We start from the raw sequence: 22,360 nt of genomic DNA, 5'->3' as shown, positions 1-22,360 counted from the left end.
ATACCTGATCAAGGAACCCGTAAGGGCGGAAATGGCCCGATGACCCTCGCACGGTCAGCCGTTCGGCGGTAAGAAGGTGCCTCGTCATCGGAAGTCGCGAGGGAGCGTGCAGGTGAGCCAGCCGGACATGTATCCCGAGGAGGTCCCCCGGGAGAAGCCGAAGCGGCGCGCGCTGCACCGGCAGGAGGACCTGCGGACGCCGCCCTTCCCGCTCGGCGACTGGGGGGAACCGGCCGGGCGGCTGGAGGAGCTCTACCGCTGGGTGGAGGCGGACGCCCTGCGGACCGTCGAGTGGTACCTCGCCGACCGTCTGCGCAAGCGCCGCTGGGCCCGGTCGCTGCGGGTCGGCGCGGCCCTGTGCGCGACGACCGGCGCCGTCCTCGCCGTCACGGGGGCGGGCGGGCACATCCGCTGGGCGTACGCCGCCTTGGTGCTGGCCGTCGTGTGCGTGGGCCTGGACCGCTACCTCGGCCTCACGGCCGGCTGGATGCGGGACATGGCCACCGCCCAGGCCGTGCAGCGCCGGCTGGAGGCGCTGCGCTTCGACTGGGCCTCGGAGTCGGTCCGCGAGGTCCTGGGCCCGACGGAGGGCACCGCGGCCGAGGCCGCCGAGCGGTGCCTGACCGTGCTGCGCCGCTTCAGCGAGGACGTCTCGGAGCTCGTGCGCTGCGAGACCGCCGACTGGATGGTGGACTTCCGGGCCGGCGCCGCCCCGCTGCGGACCCAGTCCCTGACCTGGGCGGGGAGCAGCCGGGGCACCGAGGGCGCCGCGACCGGCACCGGCGGCAGGTTCCCGCTGCTGCCCGGCGGCCGGCCGAGCATGCCGCGCCAGCGCCCCCCGGAGGGCCCCCGCGCGAGCTGACCGCCGCCGGGGGGCGCCCGCCGCCCGGTGCTAACTGAAGACGATCATCGAGCCCTGTCCCAGCGCACGCGTCGCCGCCGCGTGCAGCCCCAGCCACACGTGGCGCTCCCGCGCGAAGGGGCTGCCGTCGTGGTGCGCCGGCGGGGCCGCCGGCTCCTCCAGCTCGGTGGGACCGGCCGGCGGCGCCGGGGCGGGCGGCGGGTTGTGCGGGTCGATGCCGATCACCGGGGCGACGAACTCGAGCTCGCGCAGCAGCCCGTGGGCGGAACCCAGGGGGCCGCCGGCGTCCAGGAGTTCGTCGTTGACCAGCGGATGGGGGAAGTCGAGGGGGACGTAGCCGCCCGCGTGGTCGTAGTGCCAGACGAGGTGCGACTGCTGGGCGGTGGTCTCGAACATCTCCAGCAACTGCTCGTAGTCACCCCCGAGTTCGTCGACCGGGGTGACCGCGAGGCCCTGGATGTGGAGCAGGTACGCGCGGCGCAGGAAGTGCAGCGCGTCGTAGTCGAAGCCCGCGACCGGGGCCACGTCGCCGGACAGGCCCGGCATGTAGGAGTAGACGGGCACCGGCGGGAGACCGGCGTCGCTCAACGCCTTGTCATAGCGGGCGATCTCCTCGGCGAACGGGTTGTCGGGGCTGTGGCAGAGCACGTCCACCAGGGGAACCAGCCACAAGTCGCAGGCCACAGGCGCTCCAAGTCCTTCCGTGCGTGGTCGGACCAGCGTAGTGGGCGGCGGTCGTTCCTACCGGCCCGCGGCCAGTCGCCGCATCAGCGCGAGGGAATGGTCGTCGAACTCCTCGACGACGCGCTGGGCCGCCTCCGTGTCCCGCTTCTCGATCGCGGTGACCAGGGCGACGTGGTCGGACCAGCACAGGCCCGCCAGGTCCGGCCGGCCGCGCAGGAAGGGCACCGCGTACACCCAGGTCTGGGTGCGGATCCGGTCGAGGAACTCCCCGACGTGGTTGTTCCCGGCCAGCGCCGTCAGCTCGCGCCAGAAGCGGATGTCGTAGCCGATGAGGACGTCCAGCTCGCCGGCCCGGGAGGCACGCGCCGCGGCCTCGGCCCGGCGCCGTACGGAGGCCAGCTCCATTGGGTCGACCTCGCGCATGCCGCGCGCGGCGATGCGGCGGAAGATCCCCTCGACGACGAGGGTGCGCGCCTCGACCATGGAGCGGAACTCGGCGTCCGTGAAGCGTCGCACCTGGAAGCCGCGGTGGTGCTCGACGTCGAGCAGCCCCTGCGCCGCCAGGTCCACCAGGGCCTCGCGGACCGGGGTGGCGGACACGCCGTACAGATCCGCGATCTCCTTGACCGTGAAGTGCCGCCCGGCCGTCATGCGCCCGGTGAGCACCTCGTCGCGGAGCGCGTCGGCTATCTGCTGCCGCAGACTGCTCCGTCGGACGGGTCCGCCCGCTGGGCCTTCCGGCATGCCGGTGCCTCCCTACAGGTGTGGCGGTGCACTTACGGCTCCGCCACACCTTATGCGAGGCCGGGCCGCGGGTGGTCCACACCTGTGGTGTGGACCACCCGCGGTCCGCGGACGCCCCCCGGGAGCGCTCAGCGCGTGTGCTCGTCGGCCACGGACAGCGCCGCGTCGAGGAGTGCCAGGCCCTCCTTGGCCTCGGCCTCGGTGATGTTGCAGGCGGGCACCACATGGGTGCGGTTCATGTTGACGAACGGCCACAGGCCGCTCTTCTTGCAGGCCGCCGCGAAGGCCGCCATGGGGGCGTTGGCCTCGCCCGCCGCGTTGTAGGGGACGAGCGGCTCCCGGGTCTCCCGGTCGCGCACCAGCTCCAACGCCCAGAAGGCGCCCAGGCCCCGCACCTCGCCCACCGACGGGTGGCGCCCGGCGAGCTCCCGCAGGGCCGGGCCGAGCACGTTCTCGCCGAGCGCGGCGGCGTGTGCGACGACGCCCTCGTCCTCCATCACCTGGATCGTGGCGACGGCGGCGGCGCAGGCCAGCGGGTGGCCGGAGTAGGTGAGGCCGCCCGGGTAGGGGCGGGTGGCGAAGGTCGCGGCGATCTCCTCGCTGATCGCGACACCGCCGAGCGGCACGTAGCCGGAGTTGACGCCCTTGGCGAAGGTGAGCAGGTCAGGGGTGACGTCGAACCGGTCGGCGGCGAACCAGCTTCCGGTGCGGCCGAAGCCGGCCATGACCTCGTCGAGGACGAAGACGATCCCGTACCGGTCGCAGATCTCGCGCACCCCGGCGAGGTAGCCAGGCGGCGGCACCATGATGCCCGCCGTGCCGGGCACCGTCTCCAGGACGATCGCCGCGACGGTCTGCGGGCCCTCGAAGACGATGGTGTCCTCGAGGTGCTGCAGCGCGCGGTCGCGCTCCTGCTCCTCGGTCTCCGAGTGGAACGGCGAACGGTAGAGGAACGGCGCCCAGAAGTGGACGACGCCGGACGAGCCGTTGTCGGAGGGCCAGCGGCGCGGGTCGCCGGTCAGGTTGATCGCGGCCGAGGTGGCGCCGTGGTACGAGCGGTACGCGGACAGCACCTTGGGGCGGCCGGTGTGCAGCCGGGCGAGCCGTACCGCGTTCTCGACGGCCTCGGCGCCGCCGTTGGTGAAGAAGATCTTGTTCAGGTCGCCGGGCGTGCGCTCGGCGATCAGCCGGGCGGCCTCGGAGCGCGGCTCCACGGCGAAGGCGGGCGCGAAGGTGACGAGCTTCGCGGCCTGCTCCTGGATGGCGGCGACGACCGTGGGGTGCTGGTAACCGATGTTGGTGAACACCAGGCCGCTGGTGAAGTCGAGGTAGCGGTTGCCGTCGTAGTCCCAGAAGTACGCGCCCTCGGCCCCGGCGACCGGCAGCGGGTCGATCAGGCCTTGCGCGGACCAGGAGTGGAAGACGTGGGCGCGGTCGGCGGCCTTGACGGCGGCGCCGGTCCCGGGGTCGGCGAAGGGAGGGGTCATGCGCCCAGGCTAAGGAAACGGCCCGGGCGCACGACATTGGCACCCTGTATGACGGTGGGCGCGCGCGCCGACAGGTTGTAGGGCCCGCGCGCCGCCGTCACTCAGAGGAACGAGTTGATCTCGATGGTCTCGGTGCGGCCGGGGCCCACGCCGATGGCCGAGACCGGGGCGCCGGACATCTCCTCCAGCGCCTTGACGTACGCCTGGGCGTTCTTCGGCAGGTCGGCGAAGGTCTTCGCCTTGCTGATGTCCTCGCTCCAGCCGGGCAGGGTCTCGTAGACCGGCTTGGCGTGGTGGAAGTCCGTCTGGCTGTACGGCAGTTCCTCGACGCGCCTGCCGTCGATCTCGTAGGCGACGCAGACCGGGATCTGCTCCCAGCCGGTGAGGACGTCGAGCTTGGTGAGGAAGAAGTCCGTGAGGCCGTTGACCCGGGTCGCGTAGCGGGCGATCACCGCGTCGAACCAGCCGCAGCGGCGGTCCCGGCCCGTGGTGACGCCGCGCTCGCCGCCGATGCGGCGCAGCGCCTCGCCGTCGGCGTCGAACAGCTCGGTCGGGAACGGGCCGGCGCCCACGCGGGTGGTGTAGGCCTTGAGGATGCCGATCACCCGGTTGATCTTGGTGGGGCCGATGCCGGAACCGGTGCAGGCGCCGCCCGCCGTCGGGTTGGACGAGGTCACGAAGGGGTACGTGCCGTGGTCGACGTCCAGCAGGGTGCCCTGACCGCCCTCGAGGAGGACGACCTTGCCCTCGTCGAGCGCGGTGTTGAGGACCAGCGTCGTGTCCGCGACGTAGTCCCTGATCTGCTCCGCGTAGCCCAGGTACTCCTCGACGACCTGGTCGATGCTGATGGCACGGCGGTTGAAGATCTTGATCAGGACCTGGTTCTTGTCGTGGAGCGCCGCCTCGACCTTCTGACGGAGGATCGACTCGTCGAAGAGGTCCTGGACCCGGATGCCCACGCGGTTGATCTTGTCGGCGTAGGCGGGGCCGATGCCGCGGCCGGTGGTGCCGATCTTGCGCTTGCCGAGGAAGCGTTCCGTCACCTTGTCGAGCGTCTGGTGGTACGGCGTGATCAGGTGCGCGTTACCGCTGATGAGGAGCTTGGACGTATCGACGCCGCGCTCGTTCAGCCCGCTCAGCTCGGAGAGCAGGACCGCCGGGTCGACGACGACTCCGTTGCCGATGACCGGGGTGCACCCAGGTGACAGGATCCCGGAAGGCAGGAGGTGGAGCGCGTACTTCTGGTCGCCGACGACGACCGTGTGGCCGGCGTTGTTGCCGCCCTGGTAGCGCACCACGTAGTCCACGGAGCCACCGAGCAGGTCGGTGGCCTTTCCCTTGCCCTCGTCACCCCACTGAGCACCGAGCAGCACAAGTGCGGGCACAGGCGTACACCCCTTCCGGGCGGGGCATGTCCAACGTGGCTCCCCATGGCGGGGAGAGCCGTCGGACCGGTGCCCCGGAAATAGACGAAGCCCCTGGCGCAAGGCAGCGCAAGGGGCTCTTGCACCGAGATGTTACCTGAGGAAGGACCAAGGTGTCGGCTCAGCGACCGTCCGGGCAGCCCCTGCTCGTGGTCATCGACCCCGCTGCCCGCGTCATGGACGGCGAATCCGTACGCATCGCGAAGGACGTGCTGTGCGGGGGAGCCCCCTCCGTGAAGATCGCCCTTCCGGAGTCCGAGGAGGAGGCCGTCCGGGTGCTGGAGCACCGGGGCCGGCGGCGTCCGGTGGTCGTGGGTGACGACGCGGCGCTGCTGCGCACGGTACGGGCGCTGCACTCGGCCCGGGGACTGGGCGAGGCGGTCGTCGGTCTGGTGCCGGTGGGGCGGCGGACCGGCCTGGCGCGGGCGCTCGGCGTACCGGGCGGGGCGGTGAGCGCGGCGCGCGCGGTGCTGGACGGGGCGGAGCGCGAGCTCGACCTGCTGCTCGACGACAGCGGCGGCATCGTGCTGGGCGCGCTGCGCATCGGCTCGGCGACACCCGCCTGGTGGACGCCGGTGGAGCGCCGGGCCCGCTCGCTGGCCCGCACGCTGAGCCTGAACGGCCACACCGCGCACCTGGGGCTGGGGATGCGCGGCGGGCAGCGGCTGCGGATCGAGGCGGACGGGGTGGTCCTGGCCGACCTGGACGACTGCGTCGAGGAGGTCTCGGTCTCCACGGCGGTGCCCGGCCTCGCCGAAGTGCTGGTCCGCAGGGAGGGCGGGGCGCCCGCGGGGCCGGTGCACGCCCGGAGCGTCACCGTCTCCGGACGGGACTTCCGCTACACGGCCGACACCGCGCCGGCCGGCCCGGTCCGGCGCCGTACCTGGACGGTGATGCCCGCGGCCTGGCGGCTGACGGTCCCGCGGTCCGCCTACTAGAGGGTCACAGGACGCCCTGTTCGCGCAGCTCCGCCTTGCGGTCGCGCCAGCGGTCCATCATGTCCACGAGCTCCTCCTGCAGGAAGTCGAAGAAGGCCGCGGTCTCCGCGAGCCGCTGTCCGGCCGCGGTGTCCGGGCCGAGCGCGTCGATGCCGGACCGCAGGGTGTTCTCCCAGCGTGCGAGGACACGGTCGCGGCGGGTGAAGGTCTCGTACCACTGGTCGCTGTGCACCCGGTAGCGCTCCCGCCGTGAACCCGGCTCCCGCTCGCGGGTGAGCATGCCGACCTGCGCCAGGTAGCGGACCGCGCCGGACACGGCGGCCGGGCTGGCCTGCAGCCGGCCGGACAGCTCGGCGGCGCTCAGCACGCCGGTCTCCGAGGCGAGGAGCGCGGCGAACACCCGCGCCGCCATGCGCTGCATGCCCGCCTCGACCAGCTCCGCCGCGAAGCGTTCGACGAACGTCATCGGCTCCGAGGACTCTTCGGCCACCGCCATCACCTCCCGTCCCGAAGTTTATACACTTCCTTAACTTCACAAATTTGTGAATCTACTGTACGTTCAGAAGCATGACGAAGGCAATCAGTGTGGCCGGACTGCACAAGTCCTTCGGCCGCACGCGCGCACTGGACGGCCTCGACCTGACCGTCGAGGAGGGGGAGGTGCACGGCTTCCTGGGGCCCAACGGCGCCGGCAAGTCCACCACCATCCGCATCCTGCTCGGCCTGCTGCGCGCGGACCGGGGTGCCGCCCAGCTGCTCGGCGGCGACCCGTGGCGCGACGCCGTCACCCTGCACCGGCGCCTGGCGTACGTCCCGGGTGACGTCACCCTCTGGCGCAACCTCAGCGGGGGCGAGGTCATCGACCTGCTGGGTCGGCTGCGCGGCGGGCTGGACGAGGTCCGCAGGCGGCAGCTGCTGGAGCGCTTCGAGCTGGACCCGACGAAGAAGGGCCGCGCGTACTCCAAGGGCAACCGGCAGAAGGTCGCGCTCGTCGCTGCGTTCGCCTCCGACGTGGACCTGCTGATACTCGACGAGCCCACCTCCGGCCTCGACCCGCTGATGGAGGAGGTCTTCCGCGAGTGCGTCCGCGAGGAACGCGACCGCGGCCGGACGGTGCTGCTGTCCAGTCACATCCTCAGCGAGGTCGAGGCCCTGTGCGACCGGGTCAGCATCATCCGGGGCGGGCGCACGGTGGAGACCGGGAGCCTGACCGAGCTGCGGCACCTCACCCGTACCTCGGTCACCGCGGAGCTGGCCGGCCGGCCGAACGGCCTCGGCCAACTGCCGGGCGTGCACGACCTCGACGTGCGCGGCAACCACGTCCGGCTCCAGGTCGACACCGACAAGCTCGACGCCGTGCTGAGGCAGTTGAGCGAGACGGGCGTGCGCAGCCTGACCAGCACGCCGCCCACGCTGGAGGAGCTGTTCCTGCGGCACTACGAAGACAGCCCTGCCGACCCTGCCGGCACCACCGGCGCCGTCGCGGCCGACGCGGAGGCCCGACGATGAACGCGCTCACCGGGACGGGCACGCTCACGCGGCTCGCGCTGCGCAGGGACCGCGTCATGATCCCGGCGTGGGTCGTGCCGATCGCCCTGCTGGTCGCGTCCACCGCGTCGGCCTTCGGCGGCCTCTACGACACCCCGGCGGAACGCGCCGGGGTCGCGGCGAGCACGGCGGGCAACGGCTCGCTGCGCGCCCTGTACGGACCGGTGTTCGACACGAGCATCGGGGGCCTGACGGCCTGGCGCATGATGGCCTTCGGTGCGGCGCTGGCCGGACTGATGGCGCTGCTGCTGGTCGTCCGGCACACCCGGGAGGAAGAGGAGGCCGGCCGGCTGGAGCTGGTCGGCGCGGGTGCCGTCGGACGACGGGCGCCGCTGGCTGCCGCCCTGGTCACCGGCACCGGGGCCTCGCTGCTCCTCGGACTGCTCGTCACCGCGGCCCTGCTCGGGCAGGGCGCGCGGGGCGCGGTGGCCTTCGGGATCGCCTTCGCCGGCGCGGGATGCTCCTTCGCCGCGGTCGCGGCCGTCGCGGCGCAGCTGACGGAAAGCGCGCGTGCGGCGCGGGGCATCGCGGGCGCGGTCCTGGGCCTCGCCTTCCTGATACGTGCCGTCGGCGACGCCGGCAGCGGCACCCTGACCTGGCTCTCGCCGCTGGGCTGGGCCGAGAACATACGCCCCTACGCGGACGAACGCTGGTGGGTGGCGGCCCTGTTCGCGGCCTGGGCCGCCGGTCTCGTCGCCGTCGCCTACGCCCTGGTGGCCCGGCGTGACATCGACGCCTCCCTGCTGCCGTCCCGCCCCGGCCCGGCCACCGCCGGTCCCCGTCTGCGTTCCGCCCAGGCCCTGGCCTGGCGGCTGCAGCGCGGCTCCTTGTGGGGGTGGACGGCGGGCTTCGCCGTGGGCGGCGGCGCGCTCGGCGGCCTCGCCAACGGAGCGGCCGACCTCGTCCGGGACAACGAGCAGCTGGCCGATGTCATGCGCGACATGGGCGGCGCCTCCGGGCTGGTCGACTCCTACCTCGCCTCCATGACCGGGGTGATGGGGATGATCGCCGCGATCTACGCCGTCCAGGCCGTGCTCCGGCTCCAGGGCGAGGAGAGCTCCGGCCGCGCCGAGCCCGTCCTCGCCACGCCCGTGGGGCGGGTGCGCTGGGCCGCGGGCCACGCACTGCTCGCCTTCGCCGGTTCCGTGCTCCTCATGGCCGTCTCCGGCCTCACCATGGGAATCGGTTACGGGGCGACGGCCGGCGACACGGGCGGCCAGATGTGGCGGCTGGCGGGGGCGGGCCTGGTGCAGCTGCCCGCGGTCTGGTGCGTGGCCGCGGTGGCGCTGCTGCTGTACGGCGCGGCACCGAAGGCGGCGCGGGCGAGCTGGGGGGTGGCGTCGCTGACGCTCGCCATCGGGCTCTACGGGCCGGCGCTCAAGCTCTCGCCCTGGGTGATGGACCTGTCCGTCTTCACGCACCTGCCGAAGGTGCCGTCGGCGGACGTCACCGTGACCCCGCTGGCGGTGCTCACCGTGCTGGCCCTCACGCTCGCGGCCCTCGGCCTCGCGGCGCTGCGCCGCCGCGACATCACCGCGTGAGCCGCGGGACCCGGCCACCGGGCCGGGTCCCGCAGCGATCCGGAGGACAGGACCTAACAGGTGACGCGCAGTTCGCGCAGACCGCGGATGACGTAGCCCTCGTTCCAGGCGGGCTCCGCCGCGAGCTCCAGCCGCGGGGCGCGGCGCAGCAGCGCCGTGAAGGACGCGGCGAGTTCGATGCGGGCCAGCGGCGCGCCGAGGCAGTAGTGGATGCCGGCGCCGAAGGTGATGTGCGGGTTGTCGGCGCGGGAGAGGTCCAGCCGGTCAGGGTCGGGGAAGCGCTCCGGGTCGCGGTTGGCGGAGCCGAAGAGCAGCGCCACCTCGCTGCCGCGCGGGATCACCGTGCCGCCCACCTCGATGTCGTCCAGCACCCAGCGCTCGAACATCTGCAGCGGGGTGTCGAAGCGCAGCAGCTCCTCGATCGCCGTCGGCAGCAGCTCCTCCGGTGCCGCGCGCAGCTCCGCCAGCTGCTCGGGGTGCCGGAAGAGCGTCCACCAGCCGTTGCCGGTGGTGTTGACGGTCGCCTCGTGGCCCGCGTTCAGCAGCAGCACGCAGGTGGAGACCATCTCCTGCTCGGTGAGCCGGTCGCCCTCGTCGTGCGCAGCGATCAGCGCGCTGATCAGGTCCTCGCCGGGCGCCTTGCGGCGTTCGGCGATCAGCTCGCGCAGGTAGGCGGAGAACTCCTCGCTCGCGCGGACCGCCCGGCGCGCGGCCTCCTCGGAGGGGTTGAGCTCGAACATCCCGACGATGTCGGCCGACCAGGGCCGCAGCAGGTGCCGGTCCGCGGCCGGTATCCCCAGCATCTCGGCGATGACGGCCACCGGCAGCGGTTCCGCGACCGTGGCGATGAGGTCGCCGCCGCCCTCCGCGACCAGCCGCTCCACCAGTTCCCCGGCGAGCCGCTGCACGGTCGGCGTGAGCCGCTCGACCGTACGCGGGGTGAACGCCTTGGAGACCAGCCGCCGGATGCGGGTGTGGTCGGGGGCCTCCAGGTCGAGCAGGCCGTTGCCGTTGAGCGTGGTGAAGGGCTCGTGCTCCGGCGGCGGCGCGGTGCGGCCGAACTCCTCGTGGGTGAAGCGGTGCAGGTACGTCCGCCCGAGGCGCCGGTCCCGCAGCAGCGCGCTGACGTCCGCGAAGTGCGGGATGAGCCACTGCCGGCTCGGCTCGAACCAGTGGGCGCGCCCCACCGCGCGCAGCCGGGCATACGCGGGGTAGGGGTCGGCGACGAACTGCGGCGACCAGGGATCGAAGGCGGTGGCAGTGCTGCTCATGTGCGGAGACTACCCTCCGCCCGTTCAGCCGCCCGGGGTGACCAGCCGCGCCTCGTAGGCGAAGACCGCCGCCTGGGTCCGGTCGCGCAGCCCCAGCTTCACCAGGACCCGGCTCACGTGCGTCTTGACCGTCGACTCGGCGACCACCAGATGGTCGGCGATCTCCGCGTTCGACAGTCCCTGGGCGACCAGCACGAGCACCTCGGTCTCACGCTCGGTGAGCTCCCCGACCCGGTCCTGGGCGGGCGGCCGGGGGGTGCCCAGCCGGTTGAACTCGGTGATCAGCCGCTTGGTGATCGCCGGGGCGAGCAGCGCGTCGCCGGCCGCCACGATCCGCACCCCGTCCGCGAGCTGACGGGCCGAGGCGTCCTTGAGCAGGAAGCCGGAGGCGCCCGCGCGCAGCGCCTGGTAGACGTACTCGTCCAGGTCGAAGGTGGTCAGCACGAGCACCTTCGCGTCGGCGTCCGCGGCGACGATCTCGCGGGTGGCCTCCAGGCCGTTGAGCTCGGGCATGCGGATGTCCATCAGCACGACGTCCGGCCGCAACGCCGCCACCTGCTCGATCGCCTGCCGTCCGTCGACGGCCTCGCCGACGACCTCGATGTCGGGCTGGGCGCCCAGCAGCACCGAGAAGCCCTCGCGGACCATCATCTGGTCGTCCGCGATCAGCACCCGGATGGTGTTCCCGGTCATGCACGCTCCCCGGGGACCGGGATGAACACGGAGACCTCGTAGCCGCCGTCCTCGGTGGGCCCGTCGGTCATCTCGCCGCTCAGCATCGCCACCCGCTCCCGCATGCCTGCTATGCCGTGTCCCGCTCCGGGTGACGGTTTCACCAGGCCGCGCGGCGGACCGTTGACGACGCGCAGCCCGAGCCCGCCGAGGACGTAACTGACCTCGACCCGGGCGGCGGCGCCCGGCGCGTGCCGCAGGCTGTTGCTCAGCGCCTCCTGGATGATCCGGTACGCCGACAGCTCCACTCCCTGCGGCAGCTCGCGCACCGCGCCGGTCACCGTCCGCTCCACCTCCAGCCCCGCCTCGCGCACGTTGGCCACGAGCCGGTCCAGGTCGGCGAGGGTCGGCTGCGGCGCGTCGGGGGCCTGGTAGTCCTCGGCACGTACGACCCCGAGGACGCGGCGCAGCTCGGTCAGGGCGATGACGGCGTTCTCGCGGATGATCGAGAAGCTCTTGGTCAGTTCCTCGGGCGGGTCCTCCACCCGGTACGGCGCGGCCTCCGCCTGGATCGCGATCACGGACATGTGGTGGGCGACGACGTCGTGCAGCTCACGGGCGATGGTCGTGCGCTCCTCCAGCAGCGTGCGCCGGGTCCGCTCGACCTCGGTCACCGCGACCTGGGCGGCGACCTCCTGCCGGGACTGGCGCAGCCCGCGCACCGCCGACACGACGGACAGCACGACGGCGGAGAGGAAGATCATGATGAACGGGTCCGAGCCGTACCCGCTCGACAGCCCCTGGAAGGCCAGCGCCAGAGCGGCGGTCAGCAGCCACATCTCGGCGGCCACCCGCGCCCGGGTGCGCGCCGCCACCACGCCCAGCACCGTCAGGTGCGAGACGAAGCCGGCGTCCGTCCACGGATACGTGGAGGACCAGCCGGAGCTGAACACCCCGGTGAGCACCGCGGCACCGACGGACAGCCACCACGCGCCGATCGGCCGGAACATCGTGGTGAGCAGGGGCACACCGGCCAGCAGCGCCAGCACGAAGCCGCCCGGCCCGCCCACGCTCTCCGTCGAGACGAACATCAGGAAGACCGTGAAGCAGGTCAGCGCCGCGTGCGGCATCCAGCGCGCGTACCCCCGGAGCCTGCGCGGCACCACCGCGAACAGCGGGTGCCCGTCGCGCAGCGGTGCCATCGGCCGGAAGGCGAAGGCATCGGTGATCAGGTCGTGCCGCAGCCCGCTGAGGGCGCCGCGGGCCATGCGGAGCTCGGTCCGCAGCGAGGTCTGGCTTGTCTCGGTCACGCTCTCACGGTAGGCAATCCGCGTGTCGCCGTCGTCACCTGCGAAGACGATGTGGGGGCGTCATCCTCAAGTAGGACCTCCCGCAGGAGGACGCCTCACCAGGCGAGCTGGGCGATCTCCTCGGCGACCACGGCCGCCGCGTCCGCCGCCGGGTCGATCACCGGGAAGTGGCCCACGCCCGCCAGCAGGGTCAGCTGGACCTCCTCCCCCGCCTTCGCCGATGCCGCCGCGAAGGCCTCCGCGACCTGCGGCGGTACGACCTCGTCGCGGTCGCCGTGCACGACGGTCACGGGGATGCCGGTGGGCAGCAGCGCGGCCGGGTCGGTCTCGGCGCGGCGCTCGGCGAGCAGTTCGGGCCCGCCCAGCAGTTCGGCGACCGCCCCGGAGCACACGTCGCGCTCCACGGCGGCCTCGAAGTCGGCGATGGGCGCGAGCGCCACCACCCCGCGCAGCGTGGGCGCGCCGGGGCGGTGCCAGCGCGACCCGGCCGGCAGCACGTGCCGGGCGGCCGCCCACAGCGCGAGGTGGCCGCCGGCCGAGTGACCGGTGAGCACGATCCGCCGGACGTCGACGGTGTCCTCGCCCAGGGCGGCCACGGCCAGCGCCGCGACGGCGTCGGTGGCGGCCGCCACGTCGTCGAAGGTGTCCGGCCAGCGGCCCGCGACCGTACCGCCGTCGCCCCGGCGGTACTCCACCGAGGCCACCGCGAAACCGTGCCGGGCGAGCAGGTCCGCGAGCGGTGAGACGTGCGTCCTGTCGTACGGCGCCCGCCAGGCGCCGCCGTGCAGCAGCACGACCAGCGGCCCCGGCCGTGTGCCGCCCGCCCCGGGCCGCGGACGGTAGAAGTCCACGACCTGGTCCGGGTGGTCGCCGTAGGCGGCCGTGGCGTCCGGGGGGACGGGGGCGTGCGAGAACGCGGACGCCTCCTCGGCCGCGGCCCGCTCCGCGGGGTCCCGCGGAGCGGACCGGGGCCCCACCGCGTCGGCGCGGCCGTCGGCGCCCGCCGCAATGGTGTCGCTCGACGAGGTGGGATCGGACATGCGTTACCGCGTCCCTTCCAGGACCTGGGCCAGCACCCGCGCCGCCCGCTCCGCGTCCGCGAAGCGCGTGTACAGCGGGGTGAATCCGAAGCGGAGGATATCCGGCTCGCGGAAGTCGCCGACGACGCCCCTGGCGATCAGCTCCCCCATCACCGCGCCCGCCCCGGGGCAGCGCAGCGCGACCTGGCTGCCCCGCTCGGCGTGCGCGGCCGGGGTGACCGACCGTACGGCGCCGTCCGGCACGTACGCCGCGACGCACTCCAGGAAGAAGTCGGTGAGGGCGAGGCTCTTGGCCCGAACGGCGTCCAGGGACACGCCGTCCCAGACGTCGAGGGCCGTGTCCAGCGCCAGCAGCGACAGGATCTCCGGGGTGCCGACCCGGCCGCGGACGCTGCCGTCGGCGGGCCGGTAGGCGGCCTCCATCGCGAACGGGTCGCGGTGGGAGTTCCAGCCGGGGAGCGGGGAGTCGAAGCGCGGCTGCAGGTCACGGCGGACGTACAGGTACGCGGGCGCGCCGGGGCCGCCGTTGAGGTACTTGTACGTGCAGCCGACGGCCAGGTCCACGCCGTGCTCGTCCAGGCCGACCGGCAGGGCCCCGGCCGTGTGGCAGAGGTCCCAGACCACCAGGGCGCCGGCCGCGTGCACGGCGGCGGTGGTGGCCGGCAGGTCGTGCAGCCGGCCGGTGCGGTAGTCCACGTGGTTGACCAGCGCGACGGCGGTGCGCGGGCCCGCCGCGGCGGCGACCTCCGCGGCGTCGACCGCGCGGATCGCGCACCCGGTCATACGGGCGGCGGACTCCGCGATGTACCCGTCCGTGGGGAAGGTGGCGGCGTCGACCAGCACCTCGTCACGGGCCGGATCGGTCTGCCGGGCCATCCGGACGGCGCCGACGACGGCCTTGAAGACGTTGACGCTGGTGGAGTCCCCGGCCACGACCTGGCCGGGTCCGGCGCCTATGAGCGCGCCGATGCGGTCGCCGATCCGCTCCGGCGCCGTCCACCAGCCGCTCTCGGTCCAGGAGCGGATGCGCAACTGCCCCCACTCGCGCGCGACCACGTCCGCCATCCGGTCCTGCACCCCGGCGGGCAGCGCGCCCAGCGAGTTGCCGTCCAGGTAGATCACGTCGTCCAGCACGAAGCGGTCGCGGAGCTTGGCCAGCTCGTCGGCGGTGTCAAGGCGGGCGGCCCGCGCCGCCGGGGACTCGGTGGGCTTCATCGCGTCAGACATGGCTGCGGGCCGTCCAGAGCTCGGGGAACACGTTCTTGGTCGCGCGCTTCTCCAGCCAGGAGACCCCGGCGGAGCCTCCGGTGCCGGTCTTGGCGCCCATCGCGCGGCGGGTCGCCACCAGGTGGTCGTTGCGCCAGCGCCACACCAGCTCGGCCACCTCGGTCAGCGCCTCGCCCAGCCGGACGAGTTCGTCCTCCTGGTCACCGGAGTAGACGGCCTGCCAGGCCCGCTCGACCGCCGGGTCGGCCTCGTAGCGCTGCGAGAGGTCGTCGCGCTGCGGGACGTCGTGGCCGCGGCGGGCCAGCAGCCGCAGCACCTCGTCGTAGAGGCTGGGTTCGTGCAGCGCCTTCTGCAGCTCGTCGTGCACCCGCGGCGCGCCGCGGTGCGGGACCAGCATCGACGCGGACTTCTCACCGAGCAGGAACTCCATGCGCCGGTACATCGCCGACTGGAAGCCCGAGCCCTCGCCGAGGGCGGCGCGGTAGGCGTTGAACTGCGCCGGGGTGAGGTGGGCGATCGGCTCCCACGAGGCGTTGAGCGACTGCAGTTCGTAGGTGCTGCGCTTGAGCGCGGCCAGCGCGGTGGGCAGGTCGTCGGCCGCGAGCGCACGGGAGGCGGTCTCCCACTCGTGCACGATGACGGTGAACCACAGCTCCATGACCTGGGTGGTCACCAGGAAGACCATCTCGCCGGGGTCGTCGGAGCGGGGGTGCTGCAGATGGGTGAGGACGTCAGCCTGGACGTAGTCCTCGTACGGGGTGGTCCCTTCGAAGTCCAGGTTCGGGGCCTCGGGGGCCGCCTGGGAAACGTCGGGGCGGTGGGACATCGGTGTCTCCGTGGATACGAGCTACCGGGTAGCGGTCTGTCCCGCGCGCCGTCGCGGCGGGACCCCGGTCCCCTCGGGCCCGCGCCCTACCGGCGCCGGGCCCAACGGGCATCATGCGTGGTCAGAGCACGCTACGGCAAGACCTGCCCGGCGCGCGCGCCGGACAGGTCGGGGGTGGATGCCGTGGTCAGCGGCGGGGCGGTGGCTCAGCCGAGGGTGTCGGCGGCGGTCTGGGAGGAGTCCCGCAGGAAGGTGCTGCAGCGCTCGTACTCCTCCTGCTCGCCGATCGCCTGGGCGGCGCGCGCCAGGGCGTGCAGGGCCCGCAGGAAGCCACGGTTGGGCTCGTGCTCCCAGGGCACCGGGCCGTGGCCCTTCCAGCCGTTGCGGCGCAGCGCGTCCAGGCCGCGGTGGTAACCGGTGCGGGCGTAGGCGTACGACTCGACGACCCGGCCGCCCTCGAAGGCGTCGTCCGCGAGCTGCGCCCAGGCCAGGGAGGACACCGGGTACTTGGCGGCGACCTCGGAGGGGGCCGCTCCGGAGGCGAGCAGCTCGCGCGGCTCGGGGTCGTCGGGCAGGTTCGTCGGGGGCGGTCCCCCGAGCAGGTTCTCGTGAATGGCCATGGGTTCCAGTATGGCCGGGGCCCGGCCCTCCGCGTGGAAGGGCCGGGCCCGGTGCGTACCGCCGTGCGGGGCGGTTACTTGAGCTTGGTGCCGGCGGAGCGCAGGTCCTGGCAGGCCTCGAGGACGCGGGCGGCCATGCCGGCCTCGGCCAGCTTGCCCCAGCTGCGCGGGTCGTAGGTCTTCTTGTCGCCGACCTCGCCGTCGATCTTCAGCACACCGTCGTAGTTGCGGAGCACGTGGTCCGCGACCGGACGGGTGAAGGCGTACTGCGTGTCGGTGTCGATGTTCATCTTGACCACGCCGTTCTCCAGCGCGGTGGCGATCTCCTCCTTGGTGGAGCCGGAGCCGCCGTGGAAGACGAAGTTGAACGGGTCCTGCTTGCCGAACTTGGCGGCCACGCCCTCCGCGAGCTCCTTCAGCAGCTCGGGACGGAGCACGACGTTGCCCGGCTTGTAGACGCCGTGGACGTTGCCGAAGGATGCGGCGAGCAGGTACCGGCCCTTCTCGCCCAGGCCCAGCGCCTCGGCGGTGCGGATGGCGTCCTCGACCGTGGTGTACAGCTTGTCGTTGATCTCGTGGGTGACGCCGTCCTCCTCGCCGCCGGTGGGGGTGATCTCCACCTCGAGGATGATCTTCGCCTTGGCGGCCTCGGCCAGCAGCTCCTGGGCGATGGCGAGGTTGTGGTCGAGGGTCTCGGCGGAGCCGTCCCACATGTGCGACTGGAACAGCGGGTTGCGGCCGGCCGCCACGCGCTCCTGGGAGATCGCCAGCAGCGGGCGCACGTAGCCGTCCAGCTTGTCCTTCGGGCAGTGGTCGGTGTGCAGCGCGATGTTGACGGGGTACTTCTCGGCGACGACGTGCGCGAACTCGGCCAGCGCCACCGAACCGGTGACCATGTCCTTCTTGTACTGGCCACCGAGGAACTCGGCGCCGCCCGTCGAGATCTGGACGATGCCGTCGCTCTCCGCCTCCGCGAAGCCGCGCAGCGCGGCGTGCAGGGTCTGGGTCGAGGTCACGTTGATGGCCGGGTAGGCGAACTTGCCGGCCTTCGCCCGGTCGAGCATCTCGTTGTAGATCTCGGGGGTTGCGATGGGCATCTGTCCGCTCCTTGTGATGTGCGGGTTGTTCGGTGAGTGACCCTGACCTGGGATCGACGTCATCGTCGCCCCCATCTTGGCAGACTTGCGCGAGAGCTCCACACACTGCGCAGCACGGACATACCTCAGGGGTGAAGGGTTTCACGTGAAACCCTTCACCCCTGAGGGAAAGCCCAGGTCAGACGGCCAATCAGCCCAGACCGAGATCGTCCAGACCGAAGGCGCGGACGTACGGGAGACCCGCCTCCGCGATGGCCCCGGCGGCGCCCCGCTCGACGATCACGGCGACGGCCACGACCTCGGCGCCGGCCTCGCGCGCGGCCTCCACCGCGGTCAGCGGCGAGCCGCCGGTGGTCGAGGTGTCCTCGACCACCAGCACCCGGCGGCCCGTGATGTCCGGCCCCTCGATGCGGCGCTGCATGCCGTGCGCCTTCTGCGCCTTGCGCACCACGAAGGCGTCCAGCCGGCGGCCGCGGGCCGCGGCGGCGTGCAGCATCGAGGTGGCGACCGGGTCGGCGCCGAGGGTGAGCCCGCCGACGGCGTCGAAGTCCAGGTCGGCGGTGGCGTCGAGCATCACCTGACCCACCAGCGGAGCGGCTTCGGCGTCCAGCGTGATCCGGCGCAGGTCGATGTAGTAGTCGGCCTCGAGACCCGAGGAGAGGGTCACCTTGCCGTGCACCACGGCCTTGTCCTTGATCTGCTGCAGCAGGGCATCACGCGCGTCGCTCATGGCCACGAGCCTAGCCCAGCGGCTCCCAGGCCCAGGTGGCGCGCATCTCCAACGGGTCGATCGGGGTGACCAGACGCGGCGCGGTGTTCAGCCCGTTCGGGGGGCCCGACTGCGGTTCCACGCAGATGGCCGGGGGCTGTTCGTCGTAGACGACGACCCACTCGGCGGGGCTGGTGATCCGCAGCCGCAGCTCGCCCGGCCACGTCAGGGTGACGTCCACACCGTCGGGCATGCCGAAGCAGTCGTCCCAGGGGCGGGGCCCCGGCTCCACCCGGCGGCCGGTGGGCAGGTGGTCCTCGCCGCGCTCCTCCATCCAGCCGGGGGTGAAGTCGATCAGGGCGTCCTGCCCGCCCCGGCCGAGGTTGCGCAGGAACCAGGGGTGCCAGCCGGCCTGGGCCGGGAAGGAGTCGTCCGTGGTCTCCACGCTCATCGTGAGGTCCAGGCGGTCCTCGGACAGCTCGAAGCGCTGGCTGACCCGGCCCTTGTACGGCCAGGGCTCGGCCAGGTCGTAGTAGAAGCAGACGCTGGTGCCGGTGGCGCCCGGGGCCTTGTGCCAGGCGACGTGCCGGCCGGTGCCGTGGATGGCGTGCGGGCCCGCGTCCCGCGGCATCTGGTGCAGCACCCCGCCGTTGCGGAACTGCCCGTCCCGGGTGCGGCCGCACCACGGGACCATCGGGAAGGACCCGAAGTTGGGGCCCTGCCGCAGCAGCTCGACGCCGCCGACGGTCAGCGAGCCGACACGGCAGCCGAGATCCGGAAGGATCGTCAGCCGCGCCGGTCCGGCTTCGAGTTGGACTGCGTGCTCGTCGTCTCGCCCGTCAGGGGTCTCATCCGTGGCCACGGATGAGACCCTACGGGAACGAGCGCCTGCGCCGCCGCAGCACCCGCCCCGCGACCACGGCCGACAGCAGCAGCGCCGCCGCGGCCGGCGCGTAACGGCGCAGCGACGCGGCCGCGGCGCCGCTCTGCGGTGCGGGCACCGGGGCGTAGCGGCCGCGCGGCGGGGCGTGGTCGACCTCCTCGGCGCTGCGGCCGATCAGGGTGCGGCGGGCGTGCGCGGCCTCCGCGGGCAGGTCGATCCCGGCCGGGTCCTCGGGGACCCTGGCCACCGCCTCCGCTCCGGGCAGCACCTCGCCGACGGCCTCCGCGCCGTCCGCGTCCTCCAGCTCGGGGAGCTCCTCCAGCTCACGCAGCTCCTGGGCGTCGTGCCCGGCGAACTCGTCGAGCTGCGCGGGCAGGTCGTCGGCGAGGTCCTCGACACCGGCTTCCTCCACAACCGGCTCGGGCGCCCCGGCCGGTGCCTGCTCCTCCAGGTCGGAGGTGAGCGCGGCGACGAAACGGTCCAGCAGGCGGTGGCCGGCGGAGGTGACCGTCGCCTCCTCGTACTCGCCGAGCCGCCCGTCGGCCTGCACGGTGCCGGTGAAGGTCAGCAGGGCACCGCCCGACACGGCGTCCACGCCGAGCTCCAGCGCCAGCTTGACCGTGCCCGCGCCGCGCGACTCCACCGCCTCGCCCTCGACGGCCAGCCCGCCGCCGCGCGGGACCAGTCGCAGCGTGCCGCGGTAGGTGATGGTCGAGCCGCCGATCCGGAGCCTCAGCCGGCCGGCGAGCCCCTCCTCGGCGCCGGCGTCCCGCTGGAGGCCGGGCACGCAGCGCGCCACGCGCTCCAGGTCGGCGAGGGACCGGCGAATGGTTTCGGCCGGAAACGGAACGAACACCTCATGCGGCTCCATGCCGCGAGCCTAATCCGCCGGGCGGTGCTTCGGTGCCGATTCACCGCCGGTTCGCCCTCACCCGGAGCGCGGATGCATCAGCGTCGACGGGGGCAGGTCACGCAGCGGGGACCGCGCGGCCCGCCGGACCGCCGAGGCGAGCACGGCGGGGGACAGCGACCGCAGCCGCGGCGCGTCCGCGGGCAGCCGCGGGGCCGGGGCGCGGTGCGGGGCGGCGAGGACGAAGCCCCAGTCCTCGTCCTCGCGGCCGGTGCCGATCCAGTAGTCGGCGGTGCGCAGCCCGGACGCCCGTACCGTCGCGTCGACGGTCCAGAAGCCGCGCCGGGCGGCGCCGGGCGCTCCCGCGTGCACCGCGAGCCGCCCACCCGGGGCGAGCACGCGCCCGGCCAGCCCGTAGAACTCCTGCGAGTACAGCTTGGCGCTGCGCGAGATCCCCGGGTCGGGGAGGTCGGCGAGCACGACGTCGTACCCGCCCGGCGGTCGCGGCGGGCCTTCCTGCCGCAGCCAGTCGAAGACGTCCGCGGCGGCCACCTCGACCCGGGGGTCGCGGTAGGCGTGCCGGTTGAGGCGGGCCAGCGCCGCGTCGTCCCGCGCCAGGGCGACGAGCCGGGCGTCGGGGTCGACCAGGGTCACCGAGCCGACCCCCCGGTAGCGCAGCACCTCGCGCAGCGCGAGCCCGTCGCCACCGCCGAGGATCAGCACCCGGCGGTGCCGGCCCGCCATGGCGGGGTGCACCAGCGCCTCGTGGTAGCGGTACTCGTCCCGGTCGCGGACCCGCAGCCGGCCGTCGAGGAAGAGCTGCAACGGAGCCGAGGTGAGCACGACCTCCTGGACGGCGGTCTGCTCGGCGAACCGCACGTCGCCGCCGTACACCGCCTGCCGGGCCGCCCGCTCGAACGGCCCGGCGGCCCAGGCCGCCGCCGCCAGCACCGCGAGGACCACGAGGTTGGCGGCGATCAGCCGGGCCCTGGCACGTGGCGTGACGTCACTGCGGAAGAGCCAGAGCACGATGGCGCCGCCCGCCACGGCGTTGACCGCGCCCGTGACGAGCGCCCCGGTCAGCTGGCCGTAACAGGGCAACAGCAGGAAGGGGAAGGCCAACCCGCCGACCAGCGCGCCCACGTAGTCCGCGGCAAAGAGGTCGGCGACCGCACCGCCCGCGTCCTGCCGCCGGACCCGCTGGATCAGCGTCATCAGCAGCGGTATCTCGGCGCCGATGAGAACGCCGATCGCGAAGGCGAAGACCGCCATCGCGGGCCGGGACTGGCCGAACCAGGCAAAGCTGGCGTACAGCGCCATCACCGAGAGCCCGCCGACCAGCGCCAGCACGATCTCGACGGCCGCGAAGCCGATCGCCGGCGCGCAGCTGAGCCGCTTGGCCAGCAGGGAGCCGACGCCCATGGCGAAGACCATCACGGACAGCACGATCGACGCCTGCGTCACGGAGTCGCCGACCAGGTACGAGGCGAGGGCGACCAGTTCGAGCTCGTACACCAGGCCGCAGGCGGCGCAGACGAAGACCGCGGCCAGGACCAGCGCCCTGGCCGCGGCCACCGGGACGGGGAGCCGCAGCCTGCAGACGCGCGGGGCGGCCCGGGCCGTACGGGAGGTGGACTGGTCGATCATGCTTGCACGCTATGTCAGGTATGTGGCGGTCCACGTCACCCACAGGGGTGCAATTCGTGGCACTTGGCGGCGCGTTGACGCCGTGTCGGCCACGGGCGTACCACCGCGCTCACGGCTGCGCGCTGAGGGTCGAACGGGTCGCCACCAGGCGTCCTTCCTGGGGGTACGCGTGCCAGGTGCGCCACAGGACGCTGCCGCCGCGGTACTGCACCAGCATCGCGGTGAAGGCGTGCGGATCACCCGGGAACGTCCCCGCGAGGCCATTGGGGTGATCGGCCACCAGCGCGAGCAGCTCCTGCGCCCGCCCCGCGAAGCCTCCCCGGGAGAGCGTCTCGATCCGCGCCGCGAACTCGTAGTCCCAGCCGGCGATCCGCCGCGCCACACCGAACGGCAGCGGCGCGCTGGTGCCCGGCAGGCAGGCGACGGTCTCCGAGCAGCGGCCGCGGGCCGAGTCCAGGATGACCTGGTGGGAGGCGCCGAGCAGCCGCAGCTGAACCTGGACGCCGGGGGCCGCGGGCGCGTCGGAACCGGCGCCCGGGAGCTCGCGGTCGAGCACGGCGAGCGCCGGCAGCTCGTCCTTCCCCAGACACCAGGCCAGGTCGCCGGCGCGGGTGTCGGTGTAGGCGGTCTGAAGCATGGTGAGCATGAAGTCGGCTCCGCAGGCACATCGCGAGCAAGCGAGGGGAGGTCACGGGCATGGTGGGAGAGGACGCGCCGACCCGCGCCTGTGGGGGGAGAACGTCCGTCGGCTCGTGCCCACGAGGGGTCGGTGAATACGCAATCATGAATGGCGCGTCGCCTTCAGCGTTTTTACCCATCTCCACCCCCTTTACATCCGCAAGGGCCCGGACGGGTTCAGGTGTTCACTACAAATGCGCCCGACGGGTGAGTAACCCACCGGGCGCATATGCGATTCGGCACGGGCAATACGCAATTTCGTATCGTCAGCTTCCGCCGCCGCAGCCCCCGCCGCCACAGCC

The 22,360-nt window shown here is 73.2% G+C and carries 22 protein-coding genes; 4 read left to right on the top strand and 18 right to left on the bottom strand.

The window, feature by feature from the left end; translation table 11 throughout:
* Window positions 1–112: 112 nt before the first annotated feature.
* Entirely contained in the window at window positions 113–862 is a 750-nt protein-coding gene (locus PV341_RS11730; protein ID WP_500322599.1) for an SLATT domain-containing protein, read from the top strand.
* A 30-nt stretch (window positions 863–892) separates the two neighbouring features.
* Here PV341_RS11730 and PV341_RS11725 read toward each other — a convergent pair whose 3' ends face one another.
* From PV341_RS11725 to PV341_RS11710, 4 genes are all read right to left on the bottom strand, one after another.
* A complete protein-coding gene (locus PV341_RS11725) occupies window positions 893–1,546 on the bottom strand; it encodes a putative DNA-mimic protein (protein ID WP_499512633.1) in 654 nt (217 codons plus the stop codon).
* Between the two features lie 57 nt (window positions 1,547–1,603).
* On the bottom strand, window positions 1,604–2,290 hold the full coding sequence (locus PV341_RS11720) for a GntR family transcriptional regulator (protein WP_500357609.1): 687 nt from the start codon (window positions 2,288–2,290) through the stop codon (window positions 1,604–1,606).
* Window positions 2,291–2,418: 128 nt separating this feature from the next.
* Window positions 2,419–3,777, bottom strand: a complete 1,359-nt coding sequence (locus tag PV341_RS11715) for an aspartate aminotransferase family protein (protein ID WP_500357608.1) — start codon at window positions 3,775–3,777, stop codon at window positions 2,419–2,421.
* Window positions 3,778–3,878: 101 nt separating this feature from the next.
* Window positions 3,879–5,162, bottom strand: a complete 1,284-nt coding sequence (locus PV341_RS11710; protein ID WP_500357606.1) for an adenylosuccinate synthase — start codon at window positions 5,160–5,162, stop codon at window positions 3,879–3,881.
* 188 nt (window positions 5,163–5,350) lie between these two features.
* Between PV341_RS11710 and PV341_RS11705 the strand changes: the two genes are divergently transcribed.
* Window positions 5,351–6,139, top strand: a complete 789-nt coding sequence (locus tag PV341_RS11705; RefSeq protein ID WP_499516881.1) for a diacylglycerol kinase catalytic domain-containing protein — start codon at window positions 5,351–5,353, stop codon at window positions 6,137–6,139.
* A gap of 4 nt (window positions 6,140–6,143) precedes the next feature.
* On the opposite strand, the gene PV341_RS11700 is transcribed toward PV341_RS11705, so the two are convergent.
* Window positions 6,144–6,635 (bottom strand): GbsR/MarR family transcriptional regulator, encoded by a 492-nt coding sequence (locus PV341_RS11700; protein ID WP_500322594.1) that lies wholly within the window; start codon window positions 6,633–6,635, stop codon window positions 6,144–6,146.
* 71 nt (window positions 6,636–6,706) lie between these two features.
* Between PV341_RS11700 and PV341_RS11695 the strand changes: the two genes are divergently transcribed.
* Window positions 6,707–7,648 carry an ABC transporter ATP-binding protein gene (locus PV341_RS11695; protein ID WP_500322592.1) on the top strand — a complete coding sequence of 314 codons (942 nt, stop codon included), beginning with the start codon at window positions 6,707–6,709 and terminating at the stop codon, window positions 7,646–7,648.
* On the top strand, window positions 7,645–9,228 hold the full coding sequence (locus PV341_RS11690; protein WP_500357605.1) for an ABC transporter permease: 1,584 nt from the start codon (window positions 7,645–7,647) through the stop codon (window positions 9,226–9,228). Before PV341_RS11695 ends, PV341_RS11690 begins: the two co-directional genes overlap by 4 nt.
* Window positions 9,229–9,281: 53 nt before the next feature.
* Here PV341_RS11690 and PV341_RS11685 read toward each other — a convergent pair whose 3' ends face one another.
* From PV341_RS11685 to PV341_RS11625, 13 genes are all read right to left on the bottom strand, one after another.
* Complete coding sequence (locus tag PV341_RS11685) at window positions 9,282–10,499, bottom strand: cytochrome P450 (protein ID WP_500322589.1); 1,218 nt, start codon at window positions 10,497–10,499, stop codon at window positions 9,282–9,284.
* A gap of 24 nt (window positions 10,500–10,523) precedes the next feature.
* Entirely contained in the window at window positions 10,524–11,192 is a 669-nt protein-coding gene (locus PV341_RS11680) for a response regulator (protein WP_500322588.1), read from the bottom strand.
* Window positions 11,189–12,481 (bottom strand): sensor histidine kinase, encoded by a 1,293-nt coding sequence (locus PV341_RS11675; RefSeq protein WP_500357604.1) that lies wholly within the window; start codon window positions 12,479–12,481, stop codon window positions 11,189–11,191. Before PV341_RS11675 ends, PV341_RS11680 begins: the two co-directional genes overlap by 4 nt.
* Window positions 12,482–12,576: 95 nt before the next feature.
* A complete protein-coding gene (locus PV341_RS11670) occupies window positions 12,577–13,521 on the bottom strand; it encodes an alpha/beta hydrolase family protein (protein ID WP_500322585.1) in 945 nt (314 codons plus the stop codon).
* A 3-nt stretch (window positions 13,522–13,524) separates the two neighbouring features.
* Window positions 13,525–14,748, bottom strand: coding sequence for a kynureninase (gene kynU / locus PV341_RS11665; RefSeq protein ID WP_500322584.1), 1,224 nt, complete (start codon window positions 14,746–14,748; stop codon window positions 13,525–13,527).
* Window positions 14,741–15,574, bottom strand: a complete 834-nt coding sequence (locus PV341_RS11660; protein ID WP_499512645.1) for a tryptophan 2,3-dioxygenase family protein — start codon at window positions 15,572–15,574, stop codon at window positions 14,741–14,743. Before PV341_RS11660 ends, kynU begins: the two co-directional genes overlap by 8 nt.
* A 206-nt stretch (window positions 15,575–15,780) precedes the next feature.
* The gene (locus PV341_RS11655) at window positions 15,781–16,194 is read right to left on the bottom strand and encodes a DUF3151 domain-containing protein (protein ID WP_499512646.1); all 414 of its coding nucleotides are present in this window, start codon (window positions 16,192–16,194) and stop codon (window positions 15,781–15,783) included.
* Window positions 16,195–16,268: 74 nt separating this feature from the next.
* Window positions 16,269–17,291, bottom strand: coding sequence for a class II fructose-bisphosphate aldolase (fbaA, locus tag PV341_RS11650; protein WP_499512647.1), 1,023 nt, complete (start codon window positions 17,289–17,291; stop codon window positions 16,269–16,271).
* Window positions 17,292–17,481: 190 nt separating this feature from the next.
* A complete protein-coding gene (gene pyrE, locus PV341_RS11645; RefSeq protein WP_500322582.1) occupies window positions 17,482–18,021 on the bottom strand; it encodes an orotate phosphoribosyltransferase in 540 nt (179 codons plus the stop codon).
* A gap of 10 nt (window positions 18,022–18,031) precedes the next feature.
* The gene (locus PV341_RS11640) at window positions 18,032–18,862 is read right to left on the bottom strand and encodes an aldose epimerase family protein (RefSeq protein ID WP_500357602.1); all 831 of its coding nucleotides are present in this window, start codon (window positions 18,860–18,862) and stop codon (window positions 18,032–18,034) included.
* 10 nt (window positions 18,863–18,872) lie between these two features.
* Entirely contained in the window at window positions 18,873–19,754 is an 882-nt protein-coding gene (locus PV341_RS11635) for an SRPBCC domain-containing protein (RefSeq protein ID WP_500357601.1), read from the bottom strand.
* Window positions 19,755–19,811: 57 nt separating this feature from the next.
* The gene (locus PV341_RS11630) at window positions 19,812–21,380 is read right to left on the bottom strand and encodes a polyamine aminopropyltransferase (protein ID WP_500357599.1); all 1,569 of its coding nucleotides are present in this window, start codon (window positions 21,378–21,380) and stop codon (window positions 19,812–19,814) included.
* A 109-nt stretch (window positions 21,381–21,489) separates the two neighbouring features.
* Window positions 21,490–22,026, bottom strand: coding sequence for a DUF2617 family protein (locus tag PV341_RS11625; protein WP_500322576.1), 537 nt, complete (start codon window positions 22,024–22,026; stop codon window positions 21,490–21,492).
* Between the last annotated feature and the right edge of the window lie 334 nt (window positions 22,027–22,360).

It is taken from the genome of Streptomyces sp. PA03-1a (genome assembly GCF_033792805.1).
In the GTDB taxonomy this organism is placed as follows: Bacteria; Actinomycetota; Actinomycetes; order Streptomycetales; family Streptomycetaceae; genus Actinacidiphila.
Note: the sequence above shows the minus strand (reverse complement) of the source record. Positions and strands in the feature narration are given on the sequence as shown.

Bases quoted from the DNA above. Each gene is read 5' to 3' on its own strand.
- PV341_RS11655 (WP_499512646.1), bottom strand. From the start codon at position 16,194: ATGGCCATTCACGAGAACCTGCTCGGGGGACCGCCCCCGACGAACCTG.
- kynU (WP_500322584.1), bottom strand. From the start codon at position 14,748: ATGTCTGACGCGATGAAGCCCACCGAGTCCCCGGCGGCGCGGGCCGCC.
- PV341_RS11690 (WP_500357605.1), top strand. From the start codon at position 7,645: ATGAACGCGCTCACCGGGACGGGCACGCTCACGCGGCTCGCGCTGCGC.
- PV341_RS11635 (WP_500357601.1), bottom strand. From the start codon at position 19,754: ATGGAGCCGCATGAGGTGTTCGTTCCGTTTCCGGCCGAAACCATTCGC.
- PV341_RS11670 (WP_500322585.1), bottom strand. From the start codon at position 13,521: ATGTCCGATCCCACCTCGTCGAGCGACACCATTGCGGCGGGCGCCGAC.
- pyrE (WP_500322582.1), bottom strand. From the start codon at position 18,021: ATGAGCGACGCGCGTGATGCCCTGCTGCAGCAGATCAAGGACAAGGCC.
- PV341_RS11700 (WP_500322594.1), bottom strand. From the start codon at position 6,635: ATGGCGGTGGCCGAAGAGTCCTCGGAGCCGATGACGTTCGTCGAACGC.
- PV341_RS11625 (WP_500322576.1), bottom strand. From the start codon at position 22,026: ATGCTCACCATGCTTCAGACCGCCTACACCGACACCCGCGCCGGCGAC.
- PV341_RS11720 (WP_500357609.1), bottom strand. From the start codon at position 2,290: ATGCCGGAAGGCCCAGCGGGCGGACCCGTCCGACGGAGCAGTCTGCGG.
- fbaA (WP_499512647.1), bottom strand. From the start codon at position 17,291: ATGCCCATCGCAACCCCCGAGATCTACAACGAGATGCTCGACCGGGCG.
- PV341_RS11660 (WP_499512645.1), bottom strand. From the start codon at position 15,574: ATGTCCCACCGCCCCGACGTTTCCCAGGCGGCCCCCGAGGCCCCGAAC.
- PV341_RS11680 (WP_500322588.1), bottom strand. From the start codon at position 11,192: ATGACCGGGAACACCATCCGGGTGCTGATCGCGGACGACCAGATGATG.
- PV341_RS11685 (WP_500322589.1), bottom strand. From the start codon at position 10,499: ATGAGCAGCACTGCCACCGCCTTCGATCCCTGGTCGCCGCAGTTCGTC.
- PV341_RS11630 (WP_500357599.1), bottom strand. From the start codon at position 21,380: ATGATCGACCAGTCCACCTCCCGTACGGCCCGGGCCGCCCCGCGCGTC.
- PV341_RS11715 (WP_500357608.1), bottom strand. From the start codon at position 3,777: ATGACCCCTCCCTTCGCCGACCCCGGGACCGGCGCCGCCGTCAAGGCC.
- PV341_RS11695 (WP_500322592.1), top strand. From the start codon at position 6,707: ATGACGAAGGCAATCAGTGTGGCCGGACTGCACAAGTCCTTCGGCCGC.